Source organism: Stenotrophomonas sp. GD03958 (genome assembly GCF_029839005.1).
GTDB classification, from domain to species: domain Bacteria; phylum Pseudomonadota; class Gammaproteobacteria; order Xanthomonadales; family Xanthomonadaceae; genus Stenotrophomonas; species Stenotrophomonas hibiscicola.
Genome location: NZ_JAOBZT010000025.1, coordinates 22,232 through 39,639, shown reverse-complemented (window position 1 = coordinate 39,639; position 17,408 = coordinate 22,232). Strand labels below are relative to the sequence as shown.

Annotated in this window: 18 protein-coding genes and 1 pseudogene; 18 read left to right on the top strand and 1 reads right to left on the bottom strand. The window is 67.5% G+C overall.

Features of this window, described 5'->3' with window-relative positions; all coding sequences use genetic code 11:
* The first annotated feature begins 122 nt into the window (after positions 1-122).
* The 13 genes from N5C25_RS09885 (at position 123) to map (ending at position 10,978) form a co-directional block, all read left to right on the top strand.
* Positions 123-806 (top strand): response regulator, encoded by a 684-nt coding sequence (locus tag N5C25_RS09885; protein ID WP_019659189.1) that lies wholly within the window; start codon positions 123-125, stop codon positions 804-806.
* Positions 803-2,182, top strand: coding sequence for a sensor histidine kinase (locus tag N5C25_RS09880; protein ID WP_279936884.1), 1,380 nt, complete (start codon positions 803-805; stop codon positions 2,180-2,182). Before N5C25_RS09885 ends, N5C25_RS09880 begins: the two co-directional genes overlap by 4 nt.
* Before the next feature lie 79 nt (positions 2,183-2,261).
* A complete protein-coding gene (locus N5C25_RS09875; RefSeq protein ID WP_019659191.1) occupies positions 2,262-3,098 on the top strand; it encodes an alpha/beta fold hydrolase in 837 nt (278 codons plus the stop codon).
* A gap of 1 nt (position 3,099) precedes the next feature.
* Positions 3,100-3,459 (top strand): EamA family transporter, encoded by a 360-nt coding sequence (locus tag N5C25_RS09870; RefSeq protein ID WP_058983328.1) that lies wholly within the window; start codon positions 3,100-3,102, stop codon positions 3,457-3,459.
* Complete coding sequence (locus N5C25_RS09865; RefSeq protein ID WP_053462503.1) at positions 3,456-3,854, top strand: DMT family transporter; 399 nt, start codon at positions 3,456-3,458, stop codon at positions 3,852-3,854. Before N5C25_RS09870 ends, N5C25_RS09865 begins: the two co-directional genes overlap by 4 nt.
* Positions 3,855-3,864: 10 nt before the next feature.
* On the top strand, positions 3,865-5,073 hold the full coding sequence (locus tag N5C25_RS09860; RefSeq protein ID WP_279936883.1) for a DegT/DnrJ/EryC1/StrS family aminotransferase: 1,209 nt from the start codon (positions 3,865-3,867) through the stop codon (positions 5,071-5,073).
* 168 nt (positions 5,074-5,241) lie between these two features.
* On the top strand, positions 5,242-5,955 hold the full coding sequence (locus N5C25_RS09855) for an MtnX-like HAD-IB family phosphatase (protein WP_251102826.1): 714 nt from the start codon (positions 5,242-5,244) through the stop codon (positions 5,953-5,955).
* Positions 5,956-6,019: 64 nt separating this feature from the next.
* Positions 6,020-7,420, top strand: a complete 1,401-nt coding sequence (locus N5C25_RS09850) for an aminotransferase class III-fold pyridoxal phosphate-dependent enzyme (protein WP_279936882.1) — start codon at positions 6,020-6,022, stop codon at positions 7,418-7,420.
* Positions 7,421-7,449: 29 nt separating this feature from the next.
* Positions 7,450-8,514: a GNAT family N-acetyltransferase gene (locus N5C25_RS09845; protein ID WP_279936881.1), complete on the top strand. Its 1,065-nt coding sequence runs from the start codon at positions 7,450-7,452 to the stop codon at positions 8,512-8,514.
* A 3-nt stretch (positions 8,515-8,517) separates the two neighbouring features.
* Positions 8,518-9,402, top strand: a complete 885-nt coding sequence (locus tag N5C25_RS09840) for a hypothetical protein (RefSeq protein ID WP_279936880.1) — start codon at positions 8,518-8,520, stop codon at positions 9,400-9,402.
* Positions 9,403-9,544: 142 nt separating this feature from the next.
* Complete coding sequence (locus tag N5C25_RS09835) at positions 9,545-9,904, top strand: VOC family protein (protein WP_279936879.1); 360 nt, start codon at positions 9,545-9,547, stop codon at positions 9,902-9,904.
* 68 nt (positions 9,905-9,972) lie between these two features.
* Complete coding sequence (locus tag N5C25_RS09830) at positions 9,973-10,185, top strand: ParD-like family protein (protein WP_106467454.1); 213 nt, start codon at positions 9,973-9,975, stop codon at positions 10,183-10,185.
* Positions 10,186-10,195: 10 nt separating this feature from the next.
* On the top strand, positions 10,196-10,978 hold the full coding sequence (gene map, locus N5C25_RS09825) for a type I methionyl aminopeptidase (RefSeq protein WP_279936888.1): 783 nt from the start codon (positions 10,196-10,198) through the stop codon (positions 10,976-10,978).
* Here map and N5C25_RS09820 read toward each other — a convergent pair.
* Complete coding sequence (locus N5C25_RS09820; RefSeq protein WP_279936878.1) at positions 10,975-11,589, bottom strand: LysE/ArgO family amino acid transporter; 615 nt, start codon at positions 11,587-11,589, stop codon at positions 10,975-10,977. The genes map and N5C25_RS09820 overlap by 4 nt on opposite strands.
* A gap of 106 nt (positions 11,590-11,695) precedes the next feature.
* On the opposite strand from N5C25_RS09820, the gene N5C25_RS09815 reads away from it, so the two are divergent.
* The 5 genes and pseudogenes from N5C25_RS09815 to N5C25_RS09795 form a co-directional block, all read left to right on the top strand.
* The gene (locus N5C25_RS09815) at positions 11,696-12,589 is read left to right on the top strand and encodes a LysR family transcriptional regulator ArgP (protein WP_279936877.1); all 894 of its coding nucleotides are present in this window, start codon (positions 11,696-11,698) and stop codon (positions 12,587-12,589) included.
* A 78-nt stretch (positions 12,590-12,667) separates the two neighbouring features.
* Positions 12,668-14,074 (top strand): TolC family protein, encoded by a 1,407-nt coding sequence (locus N5C25_RS09810; protein WP_180876044.1) that lies wholly within the window; start codon positions 12,668-12,670, stop codon positions 14,072-14,074.
* Positions 14,067-15,080 (top strand): efflux RND transporter periplasmic adaptor subunit, encoded by a 1,014-nt coding sequence (locus N5C25_RS09805; RefSeq protein WP_005415763.1) that lies wholly within the window; start codon positions 14,067-14,069, stop codon positions 15,078-15,080. The genes N5C25_RS09810 and N5C25_RS09805 overlap by 8 nt, the downstream gene beginning before the upstream one ends.
* Positions 15,065-16,252: an ABC transporter permease gene (locus tag N5C25_RS09800; RefSeq protein ID WP_279936876.1), complete on the top strand. Its 1,188-nt coding sequence runs from the start codon at positions 15,065-15,067 to the stop codon at positions 16,250-16,252. Before N5C25_RS09805 ends, N5C25_RS09800 begins: the two co-directional genes overlap by 16 nt.
* Positions 16,249-17,374: pseudogene (locus tag N5C25_RS09795) on the top strand (ABC transporter permease); the annotation flags it as partial. The gene N5C25_RS09800 and the pseudogene N5C25_RS09795, both read left to right, overlap by 4 nt.
* Between the last annotated feature and the right edge of the window lie 34 nt (positions 17,375-17,408).

Here is a 17,408-nt window from a genome sequence, read left to right as displayed (position 1 = left end):
CAGCGCGACGGTGCCGGGAGGTGCCGACGCGCTCCACCTGCAGCCGGTTTGCGGCTACCCTCGGCAGCCGAGAGGCCCACCCCGTCCATCCGGTGGGCCTGACCGTTACAGGAGCCCCGCGCATGCGCGTTCTGATTGCTGAAGACGACCCGGATATCGCCTCGGGCCTGTGCGCCTCGCTGCGTCGGCAGGGGCACGTGGTCGACCACGTCGACAACGGTGCGCACGCCGATGCAGCACTGGGCTCGACCCAGTACGCACTGCTGGTGCTGGACCTGGGGCTGCCGCAACTGGATGGCCGCGACGTGCTGCAACGACTGCGCCAGCGCGGCGATGGCCTGGCGGTGCTGGTGGTGACCGCGCGTGACGGCCTGGCCGAGCGCGTGCGCGTGCTCGACCTCGGCGCCGATGACTACCTGGTCAAGCCGTTCGCACTGGACGAATTCGAAGCCCGCGTGCGAGCACAGCTGCGCCGGGTCACCAGCAATGGCAATCCGGACCTGCGCGTCGGCCGCTTGCGCCTGGACCTGGCCGGGCACCGCGTCTGGATCGACGACCAATCACTTGAACTGACCGCACGCGAGTTCGGCCTGCTGTCGGCGCTGGCCGTTCGCGCCGAGCGCATCGTATCGCGCGCGCAGTTGGTGGAAGCGCTGTGCGACTGGGGCCAGGACCTGACCGACAACGGCCTGGACATCGCCCTGCACCGCCTGCGCCGCAAGCTGCAGCCCGGCGGCATGGGCATCCGCACCGTGCGCGGGCTGGGCTACATGCTGGAAGACGCGCAGGACGACAGCGCCCCGTGATCAGTGGACCGCCCAGCCTGCGCCGGCGCCTGCTTGCCTTCCTGGCGCTGCCGATGCTGGCCCTGCTCACTTTCAATACGATCCTGGCCTACTACGTTGCGCTGGACTACTCCAACCGCATCCACGACCGCAACCTCATCGACGACACGCACTCCTTCGCGCAGATGCTGAGCGGCATGCCGGTGACCAGCGAGCTGTCTCCGCAGGCGCGCTTCCTGATCGAGTACGAGCCCGACGGCCATCGCTATTTCAACGTCGACAGCAGCCGCCAGGGGACACTCAGCGGCAATGCGGATTTCAGTGCCTACGCGCCTTCGCAGGAATGCACCGGCGTGGACCCCACCCTGTACGACGGCACTCTCAACGGCCAGCCGGTGCGCATGGCCACCGTCTGCACGCGTGCGATGAACGATCCGCAGGACCAGCTGGCGGTGACGGTGGCCGAAAGCATGGCCGAACGACGCCAGCGCGCGCGCGAGATCCTGATGATCATCATCCCGCTGATGACCATGCTGGCGCTGGGCACTGCCGCGCTGGTCTGGTTCGGCGTGACCCATGGCCTGCGCATCCTGACCCCGCTGAGGACCCGCCTGGCACAGCGCCGCGGCGAACTGGCGCCGATCTCCGACGCCGACGTGCCGGAGGAGATCCAGCCGCTGATCAGCACCATCGACGATCTGTTTGCCCGCCAGGCGGAAATGATCACCCTGCAGAACCGTTTCATCGCCGACGCCGCGCACCAGCTGCGCTCGCCGTTGGCCGGCATGGCCCTGCACGTGGACCAGGCACTGGCGCATGGCGACCCGGACACGGTGCGCGAGGCACTGCAGCACATCCGCCGGCTCAACCAGCGCACCGCGCGGGTCAGCACCCAGCTGCTGGCGCTGAGCCGGGCGCAGACCGTGCCCGATACCGTGGAGGCACTGGACCTGTGCGAACGGGTGCCACAGTGGGTCGGCATGCGCGTGCCCGAAGCGATCCGCGACGGCATCGACCTGGGCTACCTCGGCAGTCCCCACCCTCTGCGCGTGCTCGGCAACGGTGCCCAGCTGCAGGAGGCACTGGACAACCTGATCGACAATGCGCTGCGCTATGCCGGCCGCGGTGCGACCGTCACCGTCGGCGTGCATGCGCTGGATGACAATGACGTCGAACTGTACGTGGAGGACAACGGACCCGGCGTATCCGAGGAGCTGATGCCACGATTGGGCGAGCGCTTCTTCCGCGCCCCCGGCACCACTGCCAGCGGGACCGGCCTGGGCCTGGCCATCGCCCACGAAGCGGTGGAACACTTCGGCGGCCGCCTGAGCTTCCTCAACCGGCCCGGTGGTGGACTGAAGGTCGCCATCTCGCTGCCGCTGCTGAAGGCATCCTGACCCGGCCGGGACGCTGAAAGGCTGGCGAAAATCGCGCTTGCGATCCTGACCCTCCCCACTGCCGTCCCGGAGCCGCCAGGTGACCGAATCGCACGACTTCTTCCTCCCCGGTGGCCGCCAGGGCGTGCTGCTGGTCCATGGCCTGACCGGTACCCCGGCGGAAATGCGCATGCTGGGCAAGGGCCTGAACAACGCCGGCTTCACCGTACACGGCGTGCAGCTGCCCGGCCATTGCGGCAGCGTGGATGACCTGCTGGCGACCACCTGGGAACAGTGGTACCAGGGCGTGGAGGATGCGGCGGCCACCCTGCGCGGCAAGGTCGACCAGCTGTTCGTGGGCGGCCTGTCGATGGGCGCGGTGCTGTCGCTGGCACTTGCTGCCCGACGACCGGACTGGGTGTCCGGCGTCGGCGTATATGGCGCCACGTTCCGCTACGACGGCTGGAACATTCCCGCCGTCGCCCGCCTTTCGTTCCTGTTGCCTTGGTTCAAACGCTTCAACATCGGCCGCGACCGCATGTTCATGGAAGAACCGCCGTACGGCCTTCGCGACGAGCGCCTCCGTGCGCAGGTCAGCGCCGCCATGCTGTCCGGCGACAGCGCCGCCGCCGGCCTGCCGGGCAATCCCTGGCACGCGCTGGCCGAGATGCGTGCGCTGAGCAACTGGACCCGCCGCCACCTGCACCAAGTCACCGCACCATGCCTGGTGATGCACGCCCGCGAGGACGACGTGGCCAGCATGGGAAATGCCGAACTGGTGATGTCGCGGGTCAGCGGCCCGAAGGAACTGGTGGTGCTGGAGGACAGTTACCACATGATCACCATCGACCGCGAACGTCGAGAGGTGATCCGCCGCAGCGCGCGCTTCTTCGCCGGGATCGGCGAACGCAGCGGCGCGCTCAAGGCGGTGGCCTGAGATGGGGGCACTTGCCACGCTGTTGTGGCTGGCCAATGTGGTACTCGATACCGGTGGCCAGCTCGCCTTCAAGGCCGCCGCCAGCGATCCGCAGGAGGGTGAGGGACTGCAACGCTGGAAACACATGCTCAGCCGCCCCTGGTTGTGGATCGGCATCGCCTGCTACGTGCTTGAGTTCGTCGCCTGGATTGCGTTCCTGTCGCTGGTTCCATTGTCCAAGGGCGTGCTGCTTGGCTCGATCAACATCGTCGCGCTGATGATCGCCGGCCGCGTCCTGTTCCGCGAAAAGCTCACCCCGCTGCGGGTAACCGGCATGCTGCTGGTCACCGCAGGCGTGGCGGTGGTGGGGGCCGGCTCATGAGGCGCCTGTATGTAATCGGCTTCCCGCTGCTGATGGCCTTCGACACACTGGCCCAGCTGTGCTTCAAATATGCCGGCGACGCCGCGCTGCCGGTCGAGGCCAACACGGCGTGGCTGCTGCGCGTGCTGTCGCAGCCGTGGGTGTACGGCGCCATCCTCGGCTACGTGGGGGCGTTCTTCACCTGGATGAGCCTGCTGCGGCATGCGCCGATCGGTCCGGCGTTCGCGGCTTCGCACCTGGAAGTGATCAGCGTGCTGCTGCTGTCGGCGTGGCTGTTGAACGAGCCACTGACCCTGCACCACCTGGTCGGTGCGGTCCTGATCGTGGCCGGCATCGTCTGCCTCGGTCGCGCCGAAGCAGACGATCCACACAGCCCCGCCGCAAGCACGCCATGAGCGCGTTGCGATGAACCTGTTCGCGCGCGAACTGCCGCCCACCGCCGGCCTGCCGATCCGGGCTCGCGACTTCCTTCCCGGTGGCGGTGACCTGCGCGAAGTACTGGCGGGCCAGCTGGGTACACCGCCGCTGCAGTTGACCTGCTCCGGTACGCACGCGCTGCTGATCGCGCTGCGCACGCTGCGCAAGCGCGCGCCAAAGCGCGACACAGTGATCATGCCGGCCTACACCTGCCCGCTGGTGCCGATCGCGGTGCACAGCCTCGGCCTGCGCGTGCAGCTGTGCGATACCCGGCGTGGCCATTTCGACTTTGATCCGGCACAGCTCTCGCGCCTGGCCGACGCACGGACGTTGGCGATCCTGCCCACGCACCTCGGCGGTCGCATCGCCGATGTCGAACGGGCCTGCGACATCGCCCGCCGCGCCGGGGCCTGGGTCATCGAAGATGCCGCGCAGGCGCTGGGCGCCCGGATCGGCAACAGCAGCGTCGGCCTGCGTGGCGACATTGGATTCTTCAGCCTCGCTGCCGGCAAGGGGCTGAGCCTGCACGAAGGCGGCCTGCTGGTCAGCCGCGATGACGAGCTGCGCGCCGCGCTGGCCGAACATGCCGCCGAACAGGTGCGTTCCAGCCTGCGCTGGGAGCTGCTTCGCAGCGTGCAGCTGCTCGGCCTTGCCGCCTGCTACCGGCCCTCGCTGCTGTCGCTGGTGTACGGCAATCCCCTGCGCAACGCGCTGCAGCGCGGCGACCTGGAAGAAGCGGTCGGTGATATTTTCCCGCTGGACATACCGCAGCACCGGGTCAGCCACTGGCGGCAGAACATCGGTGCCAACGCGGCGCGGCGGCTGCCTGCGTTCCTGCAGGCTGGACGACTGCGCGCATTGCAGCTGCGCGTGCAGTTGGCACAACTGCCGGCGGTGGAGGTGGTTGACGGCCTGGCCGGTACCGGCGGCACCTGGCCGATGCTGATGCTGTTGATGCCCAGCCAACGCGCCCGTGATGCCGCACTGGACGCATTGTGGCCGCGCGGCCTTGGTGCCAGCCGCATGTTCATCCATGCCCTGCCCGACTACGCCTACCTGCGCGGCATCGTGCCGCAGGACGACATGCCGAACGCGCGCGACTTCGCCGCACGCATGCTGACCCTCGGCAACAGCGCCTGGCAGACCCGTGAGGAAACCGCGGAGATCCTGCGGGCGCTGGCCGCTGCGCAGCGCTGAAACCGCGGTTTCCAAGGCATTACGCCCGTTCAGCAAGCGCGATTCCTGAACACTTTCCCCAGCCTGCGGTGCAGGCTTTCAACAGGAAAGGAACACGAAAGGCGGCCTGCCTACATTGAGCCTGCCCCGGCATCGTGCCGGACGCTTCTTTCATCGACGGACCTGCCCATGCGCTGGAGCATCCTGTGTGACTTCGACGGCACCATCAGCCTGGAAGATGTCATCGACTCGCTGCTGGAAAAGTACGGCCAGCCGGGCTGGCAGGAACTGGAAGAGCAGTGGAAGTCGGGAAAGATCGGCTCGCGTGAATGCATGCAGGGCCAGGTCAGGCTGCTGAAGCTGGACCCGGCCACGCTCGACGCCCACCTGGACCAGGTACAGATCGATCCGGGCTTCGCCGCCTTTGTCAGCCGCGCCGAACAACTGGGCGTGCCGCTGCGCATCGTCAGTGATGGCCTGGACTATGCGATCCACCGCATCCTCGCCAACCACGGTCTGTCGCGACTGCCGGTGGTGGCCAACCACCTGCGCTGGTGCGGGGACCACTGGGAACTGGAATCGCCCTACCAGGCCGAAGGTTGCCGCAGTGGCACCTGCAAGTGCACCTGCGGTGCGCAGGCGCGCGCCAACGAAGCACCGCGCGTGCTGATGATCGGCGATGGCAGCTCGGACTTCTGCGTCTCTGAAGACGCCGACTTCGTGTTCGCCAAGCGCCGCCTGATCACTCATTGCACGAAGGCCGGCATCGCGCATGCCGCCATCGACACCTTCCACGATGCAGTCGCGCTGCTGCCGCGCCTGTTCGATGGCAGCCTGCTGCAGCCACGTCATTTCGACGCCAGCCCGCAGCCCATCGTACTGCCCCTGCTGGCCACCGCCTGAGCACTCCCTTCCAGACACGCTCCCCGTTGCCCCCTTTCGAACGTCCTTCACGGAACCGAACTGCATGAACATTTTTGACAAGAACGCCGACGCCGCTGCCTCCGATGCGCAGCTGCTGGCCGACGAAGCCCGCTACAGCTCCTTCGGCGATACCGTCCATTACGTCGACCCGCCGAAGATCTTCCAGCGCGGCGAAGGCAGCTACATGTTCGACGGTGCGGGCGTGCCCTACCTCGATCTGCAGATGTGGTACTCGGCCTGCAACTTCGGCTACAGCAACAAGCGCCTGAATGACGCGCTGAAGGACCAGATCGACACCCTGCCGCAGGTCGCCAGCCAATACCTGCATCCGACCCGCGTGCAGCTGGCCAAGACCATTGCCGTGGACATGCACGAAAAGTTCGGCCTCGACGGTCGCGTGCATTTCAATGTCGGCGGCGCGCAGGCCATTGAAGACTCGCTGAAGATCGTGCGCAACGCGCGCGGCGGCAAGAGCCTGATGTTCGCCTTCGAAGGCGGCTACCACGGCCGCACCCTGGGTGCCTCGTCGATCACCTCCAGCTACCGCTACCGCCGCCGCTACGGCCACTTCGGCGAGCGCGCGATGTTCATCCCGTTCCCGTACCCCTTCCGTCGCCCGAAGGGCATGACTCCGGACGAGTATTCCGACCACTGCGTGTGGCAGTTCGAGCGCCTGTTCGAAAGCGAGTACAACGGCGTGTGGGATCCCAAGGTCGGCCAGGCCGAGTACGCCGCGTTCTACGTCGAGCCGATCCAGGGCACCGGCGGCTACGTCATCCCGCCGCGCAACTTCTTCACCGGCCTCAAGCGCGTGCTGGACAAGTACGACATCCTGATGGTGGTCGATGAGATCCAGATGGGCTTCTGGCGTACCGGCAAGCTGTGGTCGATCGAGCACTTCGGCGTGACCCCGGACGTGCTGGTGTTCGGCAAGGCGCTGACCAACGGCCTGAACCCGCTGTCCGGCCTGTGGGCACGCGAAGAGCTGATCAACCCGACCGTGTTCCCGCCGGGTTCCACCCACTCCACCTTCAACTCCAACCCGCTGGGCACCCGCCTGGGCCTGGAAGTGTTGAAGCTGGGCAAGGAAATGGACTACGAGCGCACCGTGCCGGAAAAGGGCGCGTACTTCCTCGACGGCCTGCGTGGCCTGCAGAAGTGCCACCCGGAAATCGGCGACGTCGACGGCCTGGGCCTGGCCCTGCGCGCCGAAATCTGCCAGGCCGACGGCTACACCCCGAACAAGGAACTGCTGGACCGCATGGTCGACATCGGCCTGGCCGGTGACCTCCTGCACGACGGCAAGCGCATGGGCCTCGTGCTCGACGTGGGTGGCTGGTACAAGAACGTGATCACCTTCGCACCGTCGCTGGACATCAGCTACGAAGAGATCGACCTGGCGATCACCCTGCTCGACCAGGCGCTGACCAAGGCCAAGGGCTGAGGCTGGATGCGCCGCCGATTCCTGTGCCGATGGAGATGACGTCACGCGCATCCAGCACCGCGCTGGAACCGGCCGCGCTGCTGGAGGGTTTCCTGGCCCACCCGCCGCTCGGATTCGAGGCAGGCCGCCTTCCCAGTGGTCTGCCGACCTTCCGTGCGTCGCTGGACCTGACCACCACGATGGACGACGCGCTGCGCGGCAGGCTGCTCGGCCTGCCGCTGTCGCGCCTGTGGCGGCCATGGATCACCTGGAAGACCCGTTTCGTCGGTGCCACCAGCACCGAGTACACCCCGCTGCCGGCGCACGTGGCGCCGGAGGCGCTGGCCGAGGACGTGACGCGTCACGCGATCGGCGATACCCGGCTGCTGGTGGTCAAGGACCTGGCCATCGATTCACCGCTGCTGGATGATGCCGCCAACGCGCACAGCGGCGCCTTCCTGCAGGCCTTGCTGGCACGCGGCTTCGTTGAACTGGAAGGCATGCCACTGGCCTGGGTGGCGATCGATTTCGATTCGCTCGATGGCTATCTCGGCCGCCTGTCGTCCTCGCGCCGCAAGAACATCCGGCGCAAGCTCCGTTCGCGTGATGACCTGCAGATCGACTGCATCGCCACCGGCGATCCGGTCCTCGCCGACCCGCAGCTGCAGGCCGAACTGTATGCGCTGTACCTGGGCGTGTATGCGCAGAGCGCGGTGCATTTCGACCAGCTCGACCTGCCCTACTTCCAGCATCTGCTGTCCGACAGCCAGGGCCAGGGACGGATGTTCCTGTATCGCCACCAAGGGCAGCTGATCGGCTGGAACCTGTGCTACGTGCATGCCGGAAAGCTGGTGGACAAGTACATCGGCCTGGCCTACCCGCAGTCACGCGAGCACAACCTGTACGCGGTGAGCTGGATGCACAACCTCGAGTATGCCCTGCAGCACGGCCTGAGTCACTACGTGGCCGGCTGGACCGACTCGCGGATCAAGGCCGAGCTGGGGGCAAGCTTCACCTCCACCCGGCATGCGATCCACGCCCGTTCCCCGCTGCTGCGCGCCGCCCTGCGCCGCCTGGCCCCGTACCTGCAGGGCGAACCCGATGGAGGCGGTTGAACGATGCCGTTGCGTTCTCCGTTGATCCTCGACCTGGACGGTGGCGTGCTGCCACTGCCCCAGGCACAGACTCTGGCCCTGCCGCAGTGGCACGACCCGCTGCGCTTCGCCTGCAGCAATGCCACACTGCACCGTTTCGCCGCCGAAGTGCTGGCGCCGCTGCCCGCGCAGCTCGGCACCGTGATGCTGGGCAGTGGCGACTTCCATCATCTCAGCCTGCCGCTGTTGAGCCGCATGCGCACACAGGCGCCGTTCCAATTGGTAGTGCTGGACAACCATCCGGACAACATGCGTTTTCCGTTCGGCATGCATTGCGGCTCATGGGTGAATGCCGCCAGCAAGCTGCCGCAGATCTCGCACATCCACGTGCTCGGCATTACCTCCAGCGACATCGGCCTCGGCCATGCCTGGGAGAACCACTGGCGCCCGCTGCTGGGCGGTCGCTTGACGTACTGGTGCATGGATGTGGATGTCAGCTGGGGCCATCGCCTCGGCATGGGCCACGCGTTCCGCCGCTTCGAGCACCCTGAAGCGCTGGTGGCCGCGTTCGCTGCCGAACAGGCCAAGTCGCCCCAGCCGACCTACCTGTCGATCGACAAGGACGTGTTCGCCGAGGACGTCGCGCGCAGCAACTGGGACCAGGGCCAATTCCAGCTGGAGGACGCACTGGTGGTGATCGAGGCGCTGCGTGCAGGCGGCCTGTTCGGCAGTGACATCACCGGGGAAGTGTCGCTGGCCAACTACCAGAGTCGCTTCAAGCGCTGGCTGTCTTCGCTGGATGGCCAACCAGACATCAGCGCCGAAGATCTTCCTGCCTGGCAGGCGCGTCACCAGCAGGTGAATCGCGAACTGCTGGCGGCGATGGCCGCCGTACCGACGGCCTGCTGACCGCGTCGGTAATGCCGGCCGTTGGCCGGCGTGGCTTCGGTAGTGCCGGCCGCTGGCCGGCAACCTCGTTGTTCCCGGGCTCACAGGAATGCCGGCCAGCGGCCGGCACTACACTGGGCTCCTGCCCCCAAGAGCCGCCGCCATGCCCCAGACCGTCATCCCGCAACTGCGCATGCGCCACGCCGATACCACCCTGCCGTTCTACGTGCAGGGGCTGGGTTTCGTGGTCGACTGGGAACACCGCTTCGAAGCCGGTTTGCCGTTGTTCGCCCAGCTCACCCGCGATGGCCAGACGATCTTCCTCACCGAGCACAGCGGTGACTGCGAGATCGGCGGCGCGGTGTACTTCATCGTTGACGACGTCGACAGCCTGCACCGCGCCTTCAGTGCCGCCAACGTCCCAATCGAGCAGCCCCCGCATGACACCGAATGGGGCAGCCGGGAAATGCTGCTGCGCGACCCGGATGGCAACCGGCTGCGCTTCGCCACCCACACGGACTGAATGACGTCGGCTTGAGATGGATATACGAAACATATACGATTCGTATATTAATACTTCGAGGGCCACCCATGGGCATCGTCAACATCGATGACACCCTGCACGACCAGCTGCGCCGTGCCTGCACCGTCTCCAGCCGCTCGATCAACGCCCAGGCCAACTTCTGGATCCGGGTCGGCATGCTCTGCGAGCTGAACCCCACGCTGAGCTTCCAGGACATCGTCGCCAGCGAGCTGCGCGCGGCCGGTGTGCAGCCGCCCCTGCTGGCCCCGGGCCAAGTCTGAGCCGATGGGCATCATCAAGCGCCCCGACGAGATCGCGCTGATGGCCGAATCGGGTCGCCTGCTGGCCCAGGTGTTCGCCGCACTCGACCAGTTGCCGCTGCAGGGCCGCAGCACGATGGAGATCAACGATTTCGTCGAACGCATGATCGTCGATGAACTGCAGGCGAGGCCGGCCAGCAAGGGCCAGTACGGCTTTCCCTACGTGCTCAATACCTCGATCGACAACGTGATCTGCCACGGCGTACCCAGCACCACCGACATGCTGCGCAACGGCCAGATCGTCAACCTCGACATCACTCTGGAGAAGAACGGCTACATCGCCGACTCCAGCACTACCTACCTGGTCGGTGAGGTCGACTACGCCGCGCGCCGGCTGGTGCAGACCGCCTACCAGGCGATGTGGAAAGGCATCGCTGCGGTGCGCCCCGGCGCGCACCTGGGCGATATCGGCCACGCCATCGCCCGCCACGCGCGCAGCCACGGCTACAGCGTGGTGAAGGAATACTGCGGCCACGGCATCGGCCAGGAAATGCACGAGGAACCGCAGATCCTGCACTACGGCCATCCCAACACCGGCAGGGTGCTGGAAGAAGGCATGGTGTTCACCATCGAGCCGATGCTCAACCAGGGCAAGCCGGCCATCCGCCAACAGCCGGACGAATGGCCGGTCTACACCCGCGACGGCAAACTGTCGGCGCAGTTCGAGCACACGGTGGCGGTAACCCGCACCGGTGTGTGCGTACTGACCCTGCGCCCCGGCGAAGCGCCACTGTGCGCGGTGGACGCGGCCTAGAGCGGACGCAACAGCAACAGTGTCGCCAGGCAGAACATGAAGACCGCCACGGCGGCATCCAGCACCCGCCAGGCACCTGGCTTGCGGAACACCGGCTGCAACAGGCGCGCGCCATAGCCCAGAGAACAGAACCAGGCCACGCTGGCCAGGCACGCCCCGGCGGCGAAGGCCCAGCGCAGGTCACCCGGGTAGCGCGTGGACAGACTGCCCAGCAGCACCACGGTATCCAGGTAGACGTGCGGATTGAGCAGGGTGAAGGCCAGGCAGGTCAGCAGCACCTGGCGCGCGCTGCCGCCCTGCGCCTCGGCCGCGGCCAGTGCACTGCCTCCGCGCCACGCGCGCAGCCCTGCCCGCAGGCCATACCACAGCAGGAACGCGGCGCCACCGAAGCGCAGCACCTGCAGCAGCAGCGGCCACTGCAGCACCAGCGCGCCCATGCCGCCGACGCCAGCCAGTATCAGCGCGATGTCCGCGCCGGCACAGGCAGCCACCACCGTTCCGACATGCCGACGCTGCAACCCTTGTCGCAGCACGAAGGCATTCTGTGCGCCGATGGCGATGATCAGGCCGGCACCCGCGAACAGGCCGGCGGCAATGGCGGCGATCCACATCAGGAAGGCCCAGGCAGCGAGGGGACGCGCAGGGTGCGGCCAATTGCCCTGTTTAGACAATCTGATTTTTCTTTATCCTGTGCAGGAAAACTGAAGAGGCGACGGCATGGACCTGGTACATCCGCAGCTGGCCGCATTCGCTGCGGTGCTGGAAGAAGGCAGCTTCGAGGCCGCGGCACGCCGCCTGTCGATCAGCCCGTCGGCACTGTCGCAGCGGGTCAAGGCGCTGGAAGACCGCCTCGGCCAGGTACTGGTGGTGCGCCAGGCACCCTGCCGACCGACCGCCGCGGGGGAAGCACTGCTGCGCCGGGTACGGCCGATGCAGGCGCTCGAGGCCGAGGCGCTGGCCGAGCTGCTGCCCGAGCGTGGCAGTGACACCGCGCGCACGCCGATCCCCCTGGCGGTCAACGACGACTCGCTTGATACCTGGTTCGTGCCGGCCGTCGCCGACCTGCACCAGCGCCATGGCTACCTGTTCGACCTGCGCATGGACGACCAGGACCACACCCTGCAGCTGCTGCGCGATGGCAGCGTGCTCGGCGCAGTGACCGCCGAAAGCCAGCCGGTGAAGGGCTGCAACGTGCACCCGCTAGGCGCCATGCGCTACCACGCGATCGCTTCGCCCGGCTTCGCCCGCCAGTACTTCAACGATGGCATGCAGGCCGCGGCCCTGGCGCGCGCACCGATGCTGGTGTTCAACCGCAAGGATGAACTGCAATGGCGCTTCGTGCGGCGCCTGACCCGCGCGCGCCTGCAGCCGCCGCTACACTACCTGCCCTCTTCCACCGGTTTCGTCGAAGCCGCCGCGTGCGGACTCGGTTGGGGCATGGCCCCGGAAACCCTGGTCGCGCCCGCCGTGCGCGCCGGCCGCGTGGTGGTACTGGAACCCCGCCGCTGGCTGGATGTGCCGCTGTACTGGCAACATGCCGCCGTGCGCTCAAGCACGCTGCAGCACATCACCCAGGCGCTGCGCACGGCAGCCAGCGGCACCCTTCGTTGAGGACAATCCGATGACCGCAGACTCGGGCTTCACGCCGCGCGCACTACCGTTTGCGCACTTCTTTACCACTGGGACGGCATGGGCGTGATCGGCCGACGTACAAGGATGCACCGCGCGAAGGCCGCGCTGGCGCTGGTGCTGGCGACCTGCCTGCCAACCGCTGCGTCCGCGCAGAACAGCAACGACGCCCCCGCATTGGACTGGGAACAGGCACGCCAACGCCTGGAGCAGGTCTCCGATGCGCTGGCAGCCGCTGATGCAGCGGTACGCAACAAGCAGGACCTGCAGGACGCCACGCGCCTGCTGCGCCTGCCGGAGATCACCGGCGAAGTGCGCCGCCTGCAGTTCCAGAAGACCCTGACCCTGCCACTGGGTTCGCTGGCGCCGGTGGCTGAAGCCTTCGGAATCGATTCGCCGCTGTCGTTCACCGAGCGCGACTGGCGTACACGCCCAGTAGTGACCGCGGTGCTGCCGCTGTACACCGGCGGCGTGATCCCGGCCGCGCAACGTGCGGCCAGCGCCGCCCATGAGCAGGCCAACGCCGAGCGCGAGGCACAGCGCCAATCATTGACCGTGCAGCTGGCCCAGGCCTACTTCGGCCAGCGCCTGGCCGAGCAGGCGGTGGACGTGCGCCGCGACGTGCGCGACGGCCTCAACCGCCACCTGTCCGATGCCGAAAAGCTCGAACGCGAGGGCTTCGCCACCCGCGCCCAACGCCTGCAGGCAACCGTGGCCCGCGACAAGGCCGAGCGCGAGTATCAGAAGACAGTGAATGACCTGGCCACGCTGAAGGCCGCGCTGTCCACGCTGCTGCGCAGTGGTGGCGAGGTGCAGCCGGTGTCGCCGCTGTTCGTGCAGCGCGTGCCGCTGGAACCGGTGACCAGCTTCGAGCGCACGGCGCAGGCGCGCCAGCCGCAGATCGCGCGCTTGCGCGCGATGGTGGCGCAGGCCGAACAGGGCGTGCGCGTGCAGCAGGCCAAGCTGAAGCCGCAGATCTTCGCCTTCGGCCAATACGACTTCCGTCGCCGCGACGAGATGCTGACCGACCCGGACTGGGCGTTCGGCATCGGGCTGAAGTACACCTTCCTGTCACCGAACTCGCGGCCGGCGCAGATCAGCGCCGCGCGTGCACAACAGGACCAGGCCGAAGCCGGCCTGCGCGAGGCCGAGAACCAGGTCGCACTGGGTGTGCGCAAGGCCTGGAACGAACTGGAAACCGCGCGCCAGCAGTTCGTGCTGCTCGACAGCAGCATCGCCCAGGCACAGGAAAACCTGCGCCTGCAGGAGCTGGCATTCCGCGAAGGCCAGGCCACCTCGCTGGATGTGATCGATGCGCGGCTCGGCCTGGGCGGCGCCCGTGTCGAGCGCGCACAGGCCGCCTACCAATACGACATTGCGCTGGCACAGTTGCTGGAGATCAGTGGACAGATGGACCGTTTCGAAGAATTCCGGCGGCGTGCGGACGAGGTGATCGACCATGAGTGACGTGCTGCACGACGATGCGACGACGCCCCCCGGCAAGCGACGGCTGGGACCGATCCTGCTGGTGGTCCTGCTGGTCGCGGTGGTGCTCGGCCTGTGGCTGGCCTGGCGCAGCCCGGCCGACCAGATCCAAGGCATGGCCGATGCGGACACGATCAACGTGGCCGCCAAGATCACCGCGCGCGTGGCCGAGCTGAAGGTGCGCGAGGGCGATCGCGTGCAGCCCGGGCAGGTGCTGTTCCTGCTCGACAGTCCCGAAGTGGCCGCCAAGGAACAGCAGGCGCACGGCGCATTGGCCGCTGCGCAGGCGGTGGCCGACAAGGCCGATGAAGGCGCGCGCAGCGAAGACATCCGTGCCGCCGAAGCGAACTGGAAGCGGGCCGAAGCCGGCGCGACGCTGGCCGAAGCGACCTACCAGCGCGTGCAGAACCTGTTCAACGAAGGGGTGATGACCCGGCAGAAGCGCGATGAAGCGCACGCCCAGGCCACCAGTTCGCGCGAACTGGCCCGCGCCGCCCGCGCGCAGTACGACATGGCATTGGCCGGCGCCCGCGAGCAGGACAAGCGCGCCGCGCAGGGCCAGGTACAGCAGGCGCAGGGCGCGGTGGCCGAGGTCAACGCCGCGCGAGCAGAAGTGGAAGGACGTGCGCCGGTGGCGGGCGAGATCAACAAGCGCATGGCCGACCCGGGCGAGCTGGTGCCGGCCGGCTATCCGGTGTTCACCCTGGTCGACATCGACCGCATGTGGGTCGCCATGAACCTGCGCGAATCGCAGATGCAGGGCCTGAAGGTCGGCAGCAAGCTGCAGGGCAGCGTGCCGGCGCTCGGCCTGGACGGCGAATTCGAGGTCTACTTCATCAATCCGGCCGGTGACTATGCAACCTGGCGTACCACCCGCCAGTCCTCCGGCTATGACGTCCGCAGCTTCGAGGTGCGGGTGCGCCCGGTACGCCGCATCGAGGGCTTCCGCCCCGGCATGAGCGTGCTGTTCGCATGGCCCCAGCACTGAGCCCGGACCGCAACGGCTTCGCCGCTTCGTGGCGACGCGAGCTGCAGTCGCTGCGCGGCAACCGTGCCGACCTGCTGCTGGTCACCTTGCTGCCACTACTGATGCTGGTAGTGATGGCATGGATGTTCACGCCGTCGGTGATGCGCGACATCCCGATTGCTGTGGTTGACCTTGACCACAGCAGTGACAGCCGCCTGCTGCTGCGCATGCTCGACGCCAGTCCCGGCGTACGCGTCGCCAGCCAGCCAGCGGACATGGAAGACGCACGTTCGCAGCTGCGCCGCCTGGATGTATTCGCCATCGTGCTGGTGCCGCGCGACGTCACCCGCCAAGCGCTGCGCGGCCGCCAGGGCACGGTGTTCGCCTATTACAACGCCACGTACATGACCACCGGCCAGTCGGCGGCGCGCGACGTCGGCGAGGCGGTTTCCGCATGGAATGCACGCCTGCTGCGCGAGCGCATTGGCCTGCAGGTCGGCCCGGGCAAGCTGCGTGCGGCGCCGATCGCTGTGCAGTCGGACATCCTCTACAACCCGGCACGCAGCTACGAGCTGTTCCTGCTGCCGCTGATCTTCCCGGCGGTGCTGTCACTGGTACTGGCACTTGCGGTGGCCGGCAGCCTCGGCCGCGAGGTCCGCGATGGCACCCTGCCCGCCTGGCTGGGCCGCACGCCGTGGTCGGCGATTGCCGGCAAGGTCGCGCCGTACCTCCTGCTGTTCTCGCTGTATGGCGCGCTCGGCATCGGTTACCTGGCATGGCTGCGTGGCGACGGCGTGGCCGGCAGCGTACTTCTGCTGCTGCTCGCGCAGCCGTTGTTCTACCTGGCCACCGCCGCCTACGCGCTGTTCTTCGTCGGCGTCACCCGCGACATGGGCACCGCGTTGTCCGCGGTGGGCCTCAGCATCGGCACCGCACTGGCGTTCTCCAGCGCCACCTTCCCTGTGCTGGACGGGCCGTTGTTTACCCGCGTCTGGCACCAGCTGCTGCCATTGAGCGCCTACATCAAGCTGCAGACCCAACAGCAGTTCATCGGCTCGCCGCTGCAGGTTTCGGCATGGCCGCTGGCTACGCTGCTATTGATGACGGTGGTGGCCGGTGGCATCGGCAGCCTGCGCCTGATCGCCTTTGCGCGTACCCCAGAAGCCGCACAGCCGGCGGGGGGCGACGCATGAGCGCACTCTGGCGCAGCCTCCGGCAGACCCTGATGGCGGTCCTGTGCGACCGCTACGCGATCGTGGTGATGGTCGGCGCAGTGATCCTGTACTCGTTCTTCTATCCGGCCGCCTACCGGCACCAGGTGGCCAGCAACCTGCCGGTGCTGGTGGTGGACGAAGACCACAGCGCGACCAGCCGCGAGCTGCTGCGCAAGCTCGACGCACTGCGTGTTGCGCGCGTGGTCGGGCAACCGGCGGACGTCGACAGCGCACGCCGGCAGCTGGAAGCCGGCCAGGCCGAGGGGATCGTCGTGATCCCGGCCAATCTGGAGCGCGACATCCTGCGCGGCCATCCAGCCAAGCTGGTACTGCTTGGCAACGGCGCCTACCTGGGCCGCGCCAGCTGGGTGCTGGGCAGCGTAGCTGACGCGCTGGGTGCGTTCGGGCGTGATGCCGTGGTCGGCCAGGCCGCCTTCATGGGTGCACCGCAGGCCCCGCCGGTTACGCTTGTGCAGCGTCCGCTGTACAACACCCAGGAAGGCTATGGCAGCGCGATCGTGCCCGGGGTGGCCGAGCTGATCGTGCACCAGACGCTGTTGATGGGCATCGGCGTTCTGCTCGGCGGCCGCCGCCTCGCACTGGGCCGGCGCCTGCGCTTCGACCTGCCGACGCTGGCCGGCATGGCGTTGGGCTTCGGCCTGATCGGACTGTTCGGCCTGTTCTGGTACGCCGGTTTCACTGCCTGGGCGCAGGACTACCCGCGCGGCGGCAACCCGATAGGCCAGCTGCTGGGCGGCACCTTGTTCATCGCCGTCACCGTGGCCTTCGGCCTGTTGGTCGGCAGCTTCTTCCGCACCCGCGAGCGCGCCTTCCAGTACATCGTCGCCACCTCGATCCCGCTGTTTTTCCTGGCCAACCTGTCGTGGCCGGCGGTGATGACGCCGCAACCGCTGGTCTGGCTGGCACAGCTGCTGCCCACCACCTCGGGCATCAACCTGATGGTGCGCCTGAACCAGATGGACGCCCGCCTGACCGACGTCAGCCACGAACTGATCACCCTCACCCTTCTGCTGCTGCTTTACGGCAGCCTCGCCGCCTGGCGCCTCCTGGCCCGAAACGGGGACGGAGGGGATTAAGTCGCAGGCAACCTGTTCAAGGGCCGCGGCATGGCCGC

Excerpts from the sequence above, each read along its gene's own strand:
- N5C25_RS09870 (WP_058983328.1), top strand. The coding sequence starts at position 3,100 with ATGGGGGCACTTGCCACGCTGTTGTGGCTGGCCAATGTGGTACTCGAT.
- N5C25_RS09810 (WP_180876044.1), top strand. The coding sequence starts at position 12,668 with ATGGGCGTGATCGGCCGACGTACAAGGATGCACCGCGCGAAGGCCGCG.
- N5C25_RS09815 (WP_279936877.1), top strand. The coding sequence starts at position 11,696 with ATGGACCTGGTACATCCGCAGCTGGCCGCATTCGCTGCGGTGCTGGAA.
- N5C25_RS09855 (WP_251102826.1), top strand. The coding sequence starts at position 5,242 with ATGCGCTGGAGCATCCTGTGTGACTTCGACGGCACCATCAGCCTGGAA.
- N5C25_RS09830 (WP_106467454.1), top strand. The coding sequence starts at position 9,973 with ATGGGCATCGTCAACATCGATGACACCCTGCACGACCAGCTGCGCCGT.
- N5C25_RS09820 (WP_279936878.1), bottom strand. The coding sequence starts at position 11,589 with ATGTGGATCGCCGCCATTGCCGCCGGCCTGTTCGCGGGTGCCGGCCTG.
- N5C25_RS09860 (WP_279936883.1), top strand. The coding sequence starts at position 3,865 with ATGAACCTGTTCGCGCGCGAACTGCCGCCCACCGCCGGCCTGCCGATC.
- N5C25_RS09840 (WP_279936880.1), top strand. The coding sequence starts at position 8,518 with ATGCCGTTGCGTTCTCCGTTGATCCTCGACCTGGACGGTGGCGTGCTG.
- N5C25_RS09865 (WP_053462503.1), top strand. The coding sequence starts at position 3,456 with ATGAGGCGCCTGTATGTAATCGGCTTCCCGCTGCTGATGGCCTTCGAC.
- N5C25_RS09800 (WP_279936876.1), top strand. The coding sequence starts at position 15,065 with ATGGCCCCAGCACTGAGCCCGGACCGCAACGGCTTCGCCGCTTCGTGG.
- N5C25_RS09835 (WP_279936879.1), top strand. The coding sequence starts at position 9,545 with ATGCCCCAGACCGTCATCCCGCAACTGCGCATGCGCCACGCCGATACC.
- N5C25_RS09845 (WP_279936881.1), top strand. The coding sequence starts at position 7,450 with ATGGAGATGACGTCACGCGCATCCAGCACCGCGCTGGAACCGGCCGCG.
- N5C25_RS09850 (WP_279936882.1), top strand. The coding sequence starts at position 6,020 with ATGAACATTTTTGACAAGAACGCCGACGCCGCTGCCTCCGATGCGCAG.
- N5C25_RS09885 (WP_019659189.1), top strand. The coding sequence starts at position 123 with ATGCGCGTTCTGATTGCTGAAGACGACCCGGATATCGCCTCGGGCCTG.
- N5C25_RS09805 (WP_005415763.1), top strand. The coding sequence starts at position 14,067 with ATGAGTGACGTGCTGCACGACGATGCGACGACGCCCCCCGGCAAGCGA.